This is a genomic window from Streptomyces sp. NBC_00859 (assembly GCF_045161865.1).
Classification (GTDB): Bacteria; Actinomycetota; Actinomycetes; order Streptomycetales; family Streptomycetaceae; genus Streptomyces.
Map to the genome: position 1 here is coordinate 2,227,984 of NZ_CP108826.1, position 13,204 is coordinate 2,241,187.

Below are 13,204 nucleotides of genomic sequence, written 5' to 3' on the forward strand. Positions count from 1 at the left end.
GCGGCGGGGGACCGGGAGGGGGCGGTGTCTCAGGGGTGGGCCGGTATCAGCCCTGGTGGGGGTAGGTGTACTCGGTCGGCGGGACCAGGGTCTCCTTGATGGCCCGGGTCAGGGTCCAGCGCTGGAGGTTCTGCGGGGCACCGGCCTTGTCGCAGGTGCCCGATGCGCGGCCGCCACCGAAGGGCTGCTGGCCGACGACGGCGCCGGTCGACTTGTCGTTGATGTAGAAGTTGCCCGCCGCGTAACGCAGCTTGTCCATCGTGTGAGCGGCCGCCGCGCGGTCCGACGCGATGACCGAGCCGGTCAGGGCGTAGTCGGACGCCGACTCCATCTGGGCGAGCATCGCGTCGTACGAGCCGTCCTTGCTGTCGTCGTAGACGTGGACGGCGAGGATCGGGCCGAAGTACTCGGTCGTGAAGACCTCGTTCTCCGGGTCGCTGCACTCGATGACCGTGGGCCGCACGAAGTACCCTACGGAGTCGTCGTACGTGCCACCCGCGACGATCGTGCAGGTCGGGTCGGACTTGGCGCGGTCGATCGCGGCCTTGTTCTTCGCGAACGCGCGGTCGTCGATGACGGCGCCCATGAAGTTCGACAGGTCGGTGACGTCACCCATGGTGATCCAGTCGACCTCGGCGGCGAACTCCTCGCGGAAGCCGCTGTTCCAGATCGACGCGGGGACGTACGCACGCGAGGAGGCCGAGCACTTCTGGCCCTGGTACTCGAACGAGCCCCGGGTCAGCGCGGTCTTCAGCACGGCGCGGTCGGCGCTCGGGTGCGCGACCACGAAGTCCTTGCCGCCGGTCTCACCGACCAGACGCGGGTACGTGCGGTACTTGGTGATGTTCTCGCCGACCGTCTTCCACAGGTACTGGAAGGTGGGCGTGGAACCGGTGAAGTGGATGCCGGCGAGGTCGCGGTGGTTCAGCGCGACCTCGGAGACCGCGATGCCGTCGCCGGTCACCAGGTTGATGACGCCCTTGGGCAGACCGGCCTCGGCCAGGAGGTCCATCAGCAGCACGGCCGCGTGGGTCTGGGTCGGGGACGGCTTCCAGACGACCACGTTGCCCATCAGGGCGGGGGCGGTCGGCAGGTTGCCCGCGATCGCCGTGAAGTTGAACGGCGTGACCGCGTAGACGAAGCCTTCGAGCGGGCGGTGGTCGAGCCGGTTCCAGACGCCCGGAGAGTTGGCCGGGGGCTGCTCGGCCAGCAGGTCACGGGCGTACTTGACGTTGAAGCGCCAGAAGTCGACGAGCTCGCACGGGGTGTCGATCTCGGCCTGCTGGGCCGTCTTGCCCTGGCCGAGCATCGTCGAGGCGGCCATCGTCTCGCGCCACGGGCCGGAGAGCAGCTCGGCGGCGCGCAGGATGATCGCGGCGCGGTCGTCGAAGGACATCGCGCGCCAGGCGGGGGCGGCGGCCAGTGCGGCGTCGATCGCGTCCTGGGCGTCGGCCTGCGTGGCGTGCGCACCGGTGCCGATGACGGACCGGTGGTTGTGCGGCTGGACGACGCTGAACGGCTCGCCGCCGCCCATCCGCTTCTCACCGTCGATGGTCATCGTGAGGTCGATGGGGTTCTCGGCCAGCTCCTTGAGCTTGGCTTCGAGACGCGCACGCTCCGGGGTGCCCGGGGCGTAGGAGTGGACCGGCTCGTTGACCGGCGCGGGGACCTGGGTCACAGCGTCCATGAGTGCCTTGTCTCCTTGTGTCTGAGGTGGGGTGGTCAGCCGGGCAGGTCAGCCCTTGGTGAGCACGGAGCGGCCGAAGAACAGCAGGTTGGCCGGCTTCTCCGCGAGACGGCGCATGAAGTAGCCGTACCAGTCCGTGCCGTAGGCCGTGTAGACGCGCATCCGGTGGCCCTCGGCCGCGAGCCGGACGTGCTCGTCGCTGCGGATGCCGTACAGCATCTGGAACTCGTACTCGTCCAGTTTGCGCCCTGCCTTGCGGGCCAGCTCCTGGCCGATGGCGATCAGACGCGGGTCGTGGGACCCGATCATCGGGTAGCCGGTGCCGTCCATCAGGATCTTCAGGATACGGACGTACGCCTTGTCGATCTCGGCCTTGACCTGGTACGCGACCGAGGCGGGCTCCTTGTAGGCACCCTTCACGACGCGGACCCGGCTGCCGGCCGCCGCGAGACGGCGGGCGTCGTCCTCGGTGCGGAAGAGGTAGGCCTGGATGACGCAGCCGGTCTGCGGGAAGTCCTTCCGCAGCTCCTCGTGGATCGCGAACATCGAGTCGAGCGTCGTGTGGTCCTCGGCGTCGAGGGTGACCGTGGTGCCGATGGCCGCGGCGGCCTCGACGACCCGGCGGACGTTGCCGAGCGCCAGCTCGTGCCCACCCTCCAGTCTCTGGCCGAACATCGACAGCTTGACCGACATCTCGGCCTTCTCGCCCAGACCGAGGTCCTTGAGGCGGTCCACCAGCTCCAGGTAGGCGTCACGGGCGGCGACGGCCTGCGCGGGGGTGGTGATGTCCTCCCCCACCACGTCCAGGGTGACCTCCAGGCCCTTGCCGGCGGCGTCCTCGATGACCGGGACGACCTGCCCGACCGTCTCTCCGGCGATGAACCGGGCGACGACCTGCTTGGTGCCGGGGGCGGCCGATATGAAGCGGCGCATCTTGTCACTACGGGCCGCAGCCAGGATCACGGGAGCCAGCACGGGGCACCTCCAACCAGAAGTACGAACGAGGACCGTAGCGGCACGGACCGAATCGGACCGGCACAGCACGGAGAACCACTTCGAACCTAAGGACCGCTCCGATGTTCTGCCATCGACAGCTGTCACGCATCCGTGGACTGGATCTCAGACATATGTCTGAAGGGGTGGGAGAATGCCAGGGTGAAGGGCGACTACCAGGAACTGGCCGACGAGATCTCGGCGCTGCTCGGTGCTCCCGCGACCCTGGAGAACCGGGATTTCGGGCTGATCGCGTTCGGAGCGCACAACAGCGAGGACGACAGCGAGATGGACCCCGTCCGCACCCGCTCCATCCTCACCAGGCGCTCCACCCCGGCCGTCCGCTCCTGGTTCGAGGACTTCGGCATCACCCGCGCCACCGGCCCGGTCCGCATCCCCGCCGCCCCCGAGGCCGGCGTCTACCGCGGCCGGATCTGCCTTCCGGTGCGCCACCGGGGCACCGTGTACGGATACGTCTGGCTCCTGGACACCGACCCCGGCCCCACGGACCGCCGGCTGGCGGCGGCGATGGAGGTCACCGCACGCATCGGCGACCTGCTGTTCGACGAGGAGCAGGCGGGGGCGGGGCTCTCCCGCGAATTCCGCGCGGTGCTCACATCCGAACGGGGCTGGCCGCGCGACATGGCGGTCTCGGCGCTGCGTACGGCCCTGGGCCCGAGCGCGGACGGGTTGCACGTCATGGTGTGTGTGGCGCCCTGGCCCGACGAGGAACCGCCGGTCCGCCCGGTCCCGGCAACCGCGGCGCTGTGCACCGTGCCGGGAGCCGGCCCGGACGCCGGGGAGGACTCCGCGTACGCCCTGGCCGCGCTGATCAGGCTGCGCACAGCGGGCACCCTCGACCCGGCGCTGAGCGCCGCTTCGCGGCTCGCCGAGCTGGCGGGAGCCGGAGCGACGGCAGGGGTGTCACCGGCGCGGCACGGCCTGGCGGAGCTGTCCGTGTCCTGGCGGGAGTGCTCGGCCGCCGCCCGCGCGGCGTCGGCCGAGACGCGCTTCGGCCCGGTCGCCGAGTGGGCCTCGATCGGTCCGTACCGGCTGCTGACCGCGCTCCCCCGGGACCTGGCGCAGGACACGGCCGTACGGGATCTCACACAGCCGGTGCACGCGGAACTCGCCCACACCGCCGAGGTGTTCCTCGACTGCGCGGGCCAGGCCGGGCGCACCGCGTCGGTCCTGGGCATCCACCGGCAGACGCTGTACTACCGTCTCTCGCGCATCGAGCAGTTGACCGGGCTCGACCTGGACGAGGGCGAGGACCGGCTGCTGCTGCACATGGCGCTGAAGGGCACCCGGCTGTAGGAGCGGGGGCAGGCCGTCACGCGGGACGCGCGTCTCCGGTGATCGCCCTGAGGCCGTCCGTCAGGTCCCGCGCGGAGGGCGCCGAGTCCGGATCCACCAGCCACTGCATCATCACGCCGGCGAGCAGCGCCTGGTAGACGAGCCCGGCCGTCCGGGCCCTCTCCGGGTCGGTCTTCTCGTCGATGCCCTGGAAGATCCCGGCGAGACCCGTGCGGCCCTCCTGCTGCGGCCCGGCGATCGCCTTGCGCAGCTCGGGGTCGTGATCGACGCGCGCCATCACTTCGAGCTGGAGCTTCCACAGCGACCGGCTGTTCTCGTAGGAGCCGATCAACGGCCCCCACACCGCTTCGAAGCGCTCGTACGGATCGGCGACGGCAGCGGGGTCCACTCCGGACTGCTCACCGAGCGTGTCGCCCCACTCCTCGGTCATCTTGAGAAAGGCCAGATTGAGCAGGGCCTCCTTGGAACCGTAGTGATAGCCGATCGAGGCCAGATTCGTGCCGGAAGCGGCGACGATGTCGCGGGCCGTCGTCCGCGCGTACCCCTTGTCGAGCAGGCAGCGCTTGGCGCCTTCGAGCAGATCCTCACGGTGTCCCATGAAAGCAGCGTACCCGGCCCGCAGACGCCTGTGTAAGACAGATGTCTACGAGCCGGGTACGCCGGGGACCTGCGGAGGTCAGTCGGTCAGGTCGACCGAACGGGCCGAGACGGCGCCGATCTCCTCGGAGATCTCGGCCAGCACGGCCGGCGGCACGTTGTCGTCGACGGTCAGGACGACCAGCGCCTCGCCACCCACGGCCGCGCGCGAGACCTGCATGCCCGCGATGTTCAGCCCGGCCTCGCCGAGGATCTTGCCGACGGCGCCGACCACACCGGGGCGGTCCGCGTAGCGCAGCACGACCATGTGGTCGGAGAGCGCCACGTCCACGTCGTACTCGCCGACAGAGACGATCTTCTGGAGGTTCTTCGGACCGGCCAGTGTGCCGGAGACAGAGACCTCCTCGCCGTCCGCGAGTGTTCCGCGGACAGTGACGACGTTGCGGTGGTCGGGCGACTCGGAGCTGGTCGTCAGACGGACCTCGACTCCGCGCTCCTGCGCGAAGAGGGGGGCGTTGACGTAGCTCACGGTCTCATCGACGACATCCTCGAACACGCCCTTGAGCGCGGAGAGTTCGAGCACCTTGACGTCGTGCTGGGTGATCTCGCCGTACACCTCGACGTCGAGCCGGGCCGCGACCTCGCCCGCCAGCGCGGTGAAGATCCGGCCGAGCTTCTCGGCGAGCGGCAGCCCCGGGCGTACGTCCTCGGCGATCACGCCGCCCTGGACGTTGACCGCGTCGGGGACGAGCTCACCTGCGAGCGCGAGGCGGACGGACTTGGCGACCGCGACGCCCGCCTTCTCCTGCGCCTCATCCGTGGACGCACCGAGGTGCGGGGTGCAGACGACCTGGTCGAACTGGAAGAGCGGGGAGTCCGTGCAGGGCTCCTTCGAGTACACGTCCAGACCGGCACCGGCGACGCGGCCCTCCTTGAGGGCGGAGGCGAGGGCCTCCTCGTCGACGATCCCGCCACGCGCGGCGTTGACGATCCGCACGTGCGGCTGCACCTTGTGCAGGGCGTCGTCGCCGATCAGGCCGATCGTCTCGGGGGTCTTGGGGAGGTGGACGGTGATGAAGTCCGCCACTTCGAGCAGCTCGTCGAGGGAGAGGAGCTTGACGCCCATCTGTGCGGCGCGCGCGGGCTGCACGTACGGGTCGTAGGCGACGATCTTCATACCGAAGGCCGACATGCGCTGCGCGACCAGGACACCGATCCGGCCGAGGCCGACGACACCGAGGGTCTTCTCGCTCAGCTCGACACCGGTGTACTTCGAGCGCTTCCACTCGCCGTTCTTGAGCGCGCTGTTGGCCTGCGGGATGTTGCGCGCGGTGGCGACCAGGAGACCGCAGGCGAGCTCGGCCGCGGTGACGATGTTGGAGGTCGGCGCGTTCACGACCATCACGCCTGCCTTGGTGGCGGCGGAGACGTCGACGTTGTCCAGGCCGACGCCGGCTCGGGCGACGATCTTCAGCTTCTTGGCTGCGGCGACGGCCTCGGCGTCGACCTTCGTCGCCGAGCGCACCAGGATCGCGTCCACATCGGCGATGGCGGGCAGCAACTCAGCGCGGTCCGCGCCGTTGCAGTGCCGGACCTCGAAGTCCGGGCCCAGCGCGTCCACAGTGGCGGGCGACAGCTCTTCAGCGATGAGTACGACAGGTTTCGAGCTCACGTAGTCCTCACAAGTCCGTTGCGGAGGGCCGTCCCGACGGCCGCAGGCGGAGGGGCTGGGCGCGTGGAAGACGCACGACGCTGTGGGCCTGACGCGTATGTTCTGAGCAGTGTAGTGGCGTTCCGGCTTGCGTATTCCGCCAGTACGGAAGGATCACTCGTACGTGGTTGGACGGTGTGGACAGGGGGTCCTGCCGGCCGGCAGGACCCCCTGTCCCCGGGGCTTACGCCTCGTCGTTGTCGACCCAGCTCATGAGCTTGCGGAGCTCCTTGCCGGTGGTCTCGAGCAGGTGGTTCTCGTCGGCCTTCTTGTACTCGTTGTACTTCTTCAGGCCGCCGTGGTACTCGTCCATCCAGTTCTTGGCGAACGTGCCGTCCTGGATCTCACCGAGGATCTTCTTCATCTCGACCTTGGTCTGGTCGGTGATGATGCGGGGACCGCTCACGTAGTCGCCCCACTCGGCGGTCTCGGAGATCGACCAGCGCATCTTCTCCAGGCCGCCCTCGTACATGAGGTCCACGATGAGCTTCAGCTCGTGGAGGCACTCGAAGTACGCGATCTCCGGCTGGTAACCGGCCTCGGTCAGGGTCTCGAAGCCCGCCTTGACCAGCGCGGCGGTGCCGCCGCAGAGCACGGCCTGCTCACCGAAGAGGTCGGTCTCGGTCTCCTCCGTGAAGGTGGTCTTGATGACGCCGGCGCGGGTGCCGCCGATGCCCTTCGCGTAGGAGAGCGCCAGCTCCAGGCCCTTGCCCGACGCGTCCTGCTCGACGGCCACGATGCACGGAACGCCGCGGCCCTCCTCGTACTGACGGCGGACCAGGTGACCCGGGCCCTTCGGGGCGACCATGCAGACGTCGACACCGGCCGGCGGCTTGATGAAGTCGAAGCGGATGTTCAGACCGTGGCCGAAGAACAGCGCGTCGCCGTCCTTCAGGTTGTTCTTGATGGACTCCTCGTAGACCTGCGCCTGAAGCGGGTCCGGGACGAGGATCATGATGACGTCGGCCTCGGCGGACGCCTCGGCGGGCGTCACGACGCGCAGGCCCTGCTCCTCGGCCTTGGCCTTGGACTTGGAGCCCTCGTGCAGGCCGACTCGGACGTCGACACCCGAGTCACGCAGCGACAGCGCGTGGGCGTGGCCCTGGCTGCCGTATCCGATGACTGCGACCTTGCGGCCCTGGATGATCGACAGGTCGGCATCGTCGTCGTAGAAAAGCTCGGCCACTGGGATATCTCCTTGGTGTGCAGGTGTTACGGCCCACCGTACGGGGGGCGGGGAAGGGAAGGTTTCCGGGTCTCGCCATACGAGCGGGCGGGCACCGCGTGGTCAGGAGGACCGCGCGGTGCCCGACGGCTCAGGCGCTGCGGTCGAGCGCCCGCAGGCTGCGGTCCGTGATGGAGCGCGCGCCGCGGCCTATGGCGATCGATCCGGACTGGACGAGTTCCTTGATGCCGTACTGCTCCAGCATCTTGAGCATCGCGTCCAGTTTGTCGGTGCCGCCGGTGGCCTCGATGGTCACGGCCTCCGGTGAGACGTCCACGGTCTTGGCGCGGAACAGCTGGACGATCTCGACGATCTGGGAGCGGGTCTCGCTGTCGGCGCGGACCTTCACCAGGACGAGCTCGCGCTGGATCGCAGCGCCGGGCTCGAGTTCGACGATCTTCAGGACGTTGACCAGCTTGTTGAGCTGCTTCGTCACCTGCTCCAGCGGCAGGTCGTCGACACTCACCACAATGGTGATGCGGGAGATGTCGGGGTGTTCGGTGACGCCCACGGCGAGCGAGTCGATGTTGAAGCCGCGGCGGGAGAACAGGGCGGCGATCCGGGCGAGGATGCCCGGCGTGTTCTCGACCAGGACGGAGAGCGTGTGCTTGGTGGACATGTCGTCGGTCTCTCTCTGTCTCAGTTCTCTTCGCTGTCGCCGAAGTCGGGGCGGACGCCGCGGGCGGCCATGACTTCGTCGTTGGAGGTACCGGCGGCCACCATCGGCCACACCATCGCGTCCTCGTGGACGATGAAGTCGACCACGACCGGACGGTCGTTGATCGCGTTCGCCTCGGCGATGACCTTGTCGAGGTCCTCCGGACGCTCACAGCGCAGCGCGACGCAGCCCATGGCCTCGGACAGCTTCACGAAGTCCGGGATCCGGGTGCCTCCGCTGGCCTTGCCCTCCGCGGCGATGCCGTCGGCGCCGGGGCCCGAGTGCAGCACCGTGTTGGAGTAGCGCTGGTTGTAGAAGAGGGTCTGCCACTGGCGGACCATCCCGAGCGCGCCGTTGTTGATGATCGCGACCTTGATCGGGATGTTGTTGAGCGCGCAGGTGGTCAGTTCCTGATTCGTCATCTGGAAGCAGCCGTCACCGTCGATCGCCCAGACCATGCGCTCGGGCATACCCGCCTTGGCGCCCATCGCGGCCGGGACCGCGTAGCCCATCGTGCCGGCACCGCCGGAGTTCAGCCAGGTCGCGGGCTGCTCGTACTGGATGAAGTGCGAGGCCCACATCTGGTGCTGCCCGACGCCCGCCGCGAAGATCGTGTCCGCGTCGGCCGCCCGGCCGATGCGCTCGATGACCTGCTGCGGCGAGAGGCTGCCGTCGGTGGGCAGGTCGTAGCCGAGCGGGTAGGTGTCGCGCCAGCGGTTGAGGTCCGCCCACCAGTCCGCGTAGCGCTTCTGGGCGGCGGCGCCCATGGTGCCCTCGGTGAGCTCGGCCTGGACGGCCTGCACCAGATCGGCGATGACCTCCCGGGCGTCCCCGACGATCGGGACGTCCACCAGGCGGTTCTTGCCGATCTCGGCGGGGTCCACGTCCGCGTGGATGACCTTGGCGTCCGGCGCGAAGCTGTCCAGCTTGCCGGTGACCCGGTCGTCGAAGCGGGTGCCGAGCGCGATCAGCAGGTCGGACTTCTGCAGCGCGGTCACCGCGGTCACCGCGCCGTGCATCCCGGGCATGCCCACGTGCTGCGGGTGGCTGTCGGGGAACGCGCCGAGCGCCATCAGCGTGGTGGTGACCGGCGCCCCGGTCAGCTCGGCGAGGACCTTCAGCTCCGCGGTGGCGTGGGCCTTGATGACACCGCCGCCGACGTACAGCACCGGGCGCTTGGACTGCGCGATGAGCCGGGCGGCCTCACGGATCTGCTTGGCGTGCGGCTTCGTGACCGGCCGGTAGCCGGGCAGCTCCTGCTGCGGCGGCCAGGAGAACGTGGTCTGCGCCTGCAGCGCGTCCTTGGCGATGTCCACCAGCACCGGGCCCGGCCGGCCCGTCGAGGCGACGTGGAACGCCTCCGCGATCACCCTGGGGATGTCGGCCGCGTTGGTGACCAGCCAGTTGTGCTTGGTGATCGGCATCGTGATGCCGCAGATGTCCGCCTCCTGGAAGGCATCCGTACCGATGGACGCGGAAGCCACCTGGCCGGTGATCGCGACCATCGGGACGGAGTCCATGTGAGCGTCGGCGATCGGCGTGACCAGGTTGGTGGCACCCGGCCCCGACGTGGCCATGCACACCCCGACCTTGCCGGTGGCCTGCGCGTAACCGGTGGCTGCGTGCCCCGCGCCCTGTTCGTGCCGGACCAGGATGTGACGCACCCGCGTGGAGTCCATCATCGGGTCGTACGCCGGGAGGATCGCACCGCCAGGGATGCCGAATACCGTATCGGCCCCGACTTCCTCGAGAGAACGGATGAGGGACTGCGCGCCCGTGACGTGCTCGACGGTGGCGGACGACGGTCCGCCGTTACGGGCCCGCGGCTGCGGGTGGTGGGCCCCGGTGGCCTGCTCGGTCATCGTCATTCTCTTCTCGAAGCTGAGGGTTTTTGCGGGGGTTTTCGCGGTGTTCGGATGGCGCTGGTGCAACAAAAAACCCCCCGTGCCGTGAGGCAGGCGAGGGGAGCGCGTCGGGGGCGTTGAGCGGAGCTGTGTGGAGCCCTGCTTCAGCCGACGCGCTTTCCAAGTACGAGAATTCGGGTGGTCATGGCATTGACCCTCCTCCCGGCCCCTGGTGACTGTCAAGTGGGTGGGACTCGCGTCTCATTATTTGAACCGGCGAACGACCGCGTCGCGAGCAGTACCGGCCTGGCCGCGCCACCCGGCAGAGGCAGGCGCGAACGGCTCAGGGAGCGGCGCAGCCGGTACTCGTCCAGCGGCCCGGAGAACGCCATTCCCTGCCCGTGCGTACACCCCATCGCGCGCAACGCCGTCACCTGCTCGGGTAAGTCGACACCGTCCGCGACCGACTGCATTCCCAGATCGCGGGCGATGCGCAGCAACCCACTGGTGATCTTGTGCAGCCTCGCCGATTCCACGACACCTTCGACCAGGCCCCGGTCCAGTTTGAGTACGTCGACGGGGAGCCGACGCAGGGCGTTTATCGCAGCGTATCCCCGCCCGAATCCGTCCAGGGCGATCCGTACGCCGAGCCTGCGCAGTGCCATGAGGCGACGCTCAAGATCTTCGATGGGGATCCTCGGGTCGCTGTCGGCGATCTCGATGACCAGAGCGCCGGACGGCAGCCTGTGCCGGGTCAGGAGCGCCTCGATTGATCCGAGGGGCATCGACTTGTCCAGCAGCCGGCGGGCCGTGAGGCGCACGGCCACCGGCACCTGGTGTCCGGCACCTCCGCGGTCGGCGGCCTGCTCGACGGCCTCCTCCAGCAGCCATCGGCCGAGCTCGCCGGTGCGGGCCCCCTCGGCCATGTCTCCTGTCTCCTGGATCTGGAGAAACTCCGCCGGGGTGAAGAGGATGCCCTGCGTGGACCGCCAGCGTGCCTGAGCGGCCACGGCGGCGATCCGGCCCGTCGCGAGGTTCACCACGGGCTGATGCAGCAGGGCGAATTCGCCGTCGTGGAGCGCTGTTCGGAGCCGGGCGGTCAGCTCGGAGCGGCGTACGACCTCGGCCTGCATCTGCGGCGCGTACAGCTCTACGCGGTTCTTGCCGCCGGCCTTCGCCCGGTACATGGCCAGATCCGCGTTCCTCATCAGGTCCGTCGGGGTGATGCCCGACTCGGCGAAGGCGACTCCGATGGATGCCGCGACCCGCACCTCGCTGCCCTCGATCCGGTACGGCTCGGACAGCCGCAGCCGCAGCCGGTCGGCGATCTCATGGACCTGGCACTCCCGCGCCGACTGGTCGTGGCAGCCGTTTCCGATGATCAGGGCCGCGAATTCATCGCCGCCGAGTCGGGCCGCCGTGTCCGCGGCCCGGACCGACTCCTGGAGGCGGCGGGCCGCCTGGATCAGCAGCTCGTCCCCGGCCTGGTGACCGATGGTGTCGTTCACCGCCTTGAAGCCGTCAAGGTCGATGAAGAGCACCGCCGTGCCGTGGTCCGTCGCTCTCTGGCCCACGAGCGCTTTGCGGACCCGGTCGGTGAAGAGCGCGCGGTTGGGCAGGTCGGTGAGCGGATCATGCTCGGCGTTGTGCTGCAACTGGGCCTGGAGCCTGACCCGTTCGGTCACATCCCTGCTGTTGAAGATGAGTCCGCCCTGATGGCGGTTGACCGTGGATTCGACGTTTAGCCACTCACCCGTACCTGATCTGAAGCGGCATTCGATGCGGGTGGTGGGCTCGGCGGCAGGTGAGGCGGCAAGGAAACGCCGCACCTCGTGGACCACCCGCCCCAGGTCCTCGGAGTGGATGAGTGAGGCCAGCTCGGAGCCGATGAGGTCCTCGGCGTCCCGCCCGTAGACACCGGCGGCGGCCGGGCTGACGTAACGCAGGATCCCCGTGGGCGCGGCGATCATGATGACATCGCTGGATCCCTGCACCAGGGAGCGGAAGTGGTTCTCCTTCTGGGCCAGTTCATGGGTGAGCGAGATATTGTCGAGGAGCATGATTCCCTGCCGCACGACCAGGGCCAGTACGACCGTGCAGCCGGTGAAGACGACCACCCGGTCCACCCGGCGGCCGTCGATCACATTGTCGAGGATGCCGAGGGTGCAGACGGCGGCGGCGAGATACGGCGTGAGGGCGGCCAGCGATCCCGCGATGGGGCGGCTGGGTCGGCCCGGGAGGCGGGTTCCCGGCGGCTCCGGCACCGGGTCGGTCCCGGTGAAACCGGTGGCTCCCAGCCGGGCACCCCAGGGCGCGTAAGCCAGCAGCAGCGATCCGGCGAACCAGCCGGCGTCCAGCAGCTGGCCCGAGTGGTAACTCGCCCGCAGCAGGGGCGAGGTGAACAGGGCGTCGGACAGTACGGTCAGGGCTAGCCCGGCGATGGCCATGTTGATCGCCGAGCGGTTGGCGTTGGACCTGCGGAAGTGCAGGGCGAGCACCATGGACACAAGAACGATGTCGAGGAGCGGATAGGCGAGGGAGAGGGCGGCATGGGCGACGCTCTCGTGCCTGCCCTCCAGACGCGTGGTGTGCGCGAGCGCGAGGCTCCAGGAGAGCGTCAGCAGCGAGCCGCCGATGAGCCAGGCGTCCAGCGCCAGACAGATCCATCCGGCCCGGGTGACCGGCCGTTTCGCGAGCACCAGGAGGCCTACGATGGCGGGGGGCGCGAAGCAGAGGAAGAAGAGGTCGGCCAGGGAGGGAGTGGGCACCGGGACCTGTATGACGACCTCGTACCAGCCCCACACCGCGTTTCCGCAGGAGGCCATCGCGGAGGAGAGCGAGAACAGCAGCCAGGCGGGCCGAAACCTGATCTCCCGGGTACGCGCGTAGAAGAAGCAGGAGACCGCAGCCAGTGCCGCGGCGAAGCTCAGACCGAAGTCGCCCATCACGAGCGCGAGTTGTTTGGAGCCCCAGTCGAACGCCGAGCCCACCGCGTATCCCCCGCACACCACTGCGAGGAGGAGCTGGGAGAGCAGACCCGCGGGGCCGCCGGAGACCGGCTGCCTGGCGAGGAGCGCCCCCGACGCGCTCACCGCCCCTCCCCCGGCGCCGCCGACCGCGGCATCGTCCGGCGCGCACCGGATCTGTACATCACGGGCCGCCGGGGAAACTG

Annotated in this window: 9 protein-coding genes; 1 reads left to right on the forward strand and 8 read right to left on the reverse strand. The window is 69.2% G+C overall.

Going from position 1 to position 13,204, the window contains the following annotated elements; translation table 11 throughout:
- Positions 1-46: 46 nt before the first annotated feature.
- Together pruA and OG584_RS09225 are read right to left on the reverse strand one after the other, a co-directional pair.
- Positions 47-1,687, reverse strand: coding sequence for an L-glutamate gamma-semialdehyde dehydrogenase (gene pruA / locus OG584_RS09220; protein ID WP_405776867.1), 1,641 nt, complete (start codon positions 1,685-1,687; stop codon positions 47-49).
- 48 nt (positions 1,688-1,735) lie between these two features.
- The gene (locus tag OG584_RS09225) at positions 1,736-2,662 is read right to left on the reverse strand and encodes a proline dehydrogenase family protein (protein WP_405776869.1); all 927 of its coding nucleotides are present in this window, start codon (positions 2,660-2,662) and stop codon (positions 1,736-1,738) included.
- Between the two features lie 180 nt (positions 2,663-2,842).
- Between OG584_RS09225 and OG584_RS09230 the strand changes: the two genes are divergently transcribed.
- Positions 2,843-3,997, forward strand: a complete 1,155-nt coding sequence (locus OG584_RS09230; protein ID WP_405783949.1) for a PucR family transcriptional regulator — start codon at positions 2,843-2,845, stop codon at positions 3,995-3,997.
- 16 nt (positions 3,998-4,013) lie between these two features.
- Here OG584_RS09230 and OG584_RS09235 read toward each other — a convergent pair whose 3' ends face one another.
- The 6 genes from OG584_RS09235 to OG584_RS09260 all read right to left on the reverse strand — a co-directional run bounded on the left by OG584_RS09235 (position 4,014) and on the right by OG584_RS09260 (position 13,124).
- Entirely contained in the window at positions 4,014-4,595 is a 582-nt protein-coding gene (locus tag OG584_RS09235) for a TetR/AcrR family transcriptional regulator (RefSeq protein ID WP_405776870.1), read from the reverse strand.
- Between the two features lie 78 nt (positions 4,596-4,673).
- On the reverse strand, positions 4,674-6,266 hold the full coding sequence (serA, locus tag OG584_RS09240; protein ID WP_405776872.1) for a phosphoglycerate dehydrogenase: 1,593 nt from the start codon (positions 6,264-6,266) through the stop codon (positions 4,674-4,676).
- Positions 6,267-6,489: 223 nt separating this feature from the next.
- Complete coding sequence (gene ilvC / locus OG584_RS09245) at positions 6,490-7,491, reverse strand: ketol-acid reductoisomerase (protein WP_405776876.1); 1,002 nt, start codon at positions 7,489-7,491, stop codon at positions 6,490-6,492.
- Between the two features lie 130 nt (positions 7,492-7,621).
- On the reverse strand, positions 7,622-8,149 hold the full coding sequence (ilvN, locus tag OG584_RS09250) for an acetolactate synthase small subunit (RefSeq protein ID WP_405776878.1): 528 nt from the start codon (positions 8,147-8,149) through the stop codon (positions 7,622-7,624).
- Positions 8,150-8,169: 20 nt separating this feature from the next.
- Positions 8,170-10,056: an acetolactate synthase large subunit gene (locus tag OG584_RS09255; protein WP_405776880.1), complete on the reverse strand. Its 1,887-nt coding sequence runs from the start codon at positions 10,054-10,056 to the stop codon at positions 8,170-8,172.
- Positions 10,057-10,271: 215 nt separating this feature from the next.
- Positions 10,272-13,124: a putative bifunctional diguanylate cyclase/phosphodiesterase gene (locus tag OG584_RS09260; RefSeq protein WP_405783951.1), complete on the reverse strand. Its 2,853-nt coding sequence runs from the start codon at positions 13,122-13,124 to the stop codon at positions 10,272-10,274.
- Between the last annotated feature and the right edge of the window lie 80 nt (positions 13,125-13,204).

What these genes read in the sequence shown, in the direction of transcription:
- pruA (WP_405776867.1), bottom strand. Translation starts at nt 1,687, where the DNA reads ATGGACGCTGTGACCCAGGTCCCCGCGCCGGTCAACGAGCCGGTCCAC.
- OG584_RS09235 (WP_405776870.1), bottom strand. Translation starts at nt 4,595, where the DNA reads ATGGGACACCGTGAGGATCTGCTCGAAGGCGCCAAGCGCTGCCTGCTC.
- OG584_RS09255 (WP_405776880.1), bottom strand. Translation starts at nt 10,056, where the DNA reads ATGACGATGACCGAGCAGGCCACCGGGGCCCACCACCCGCAGCCGCGG.
- ilvN (WP_405776878.1), bottom strand. Translation starts at nt 8,149, where the DNA reads ATGTCCACCAAGCACACGCTCTCCGTCCTGGTCGAGAACACGCCGGGC.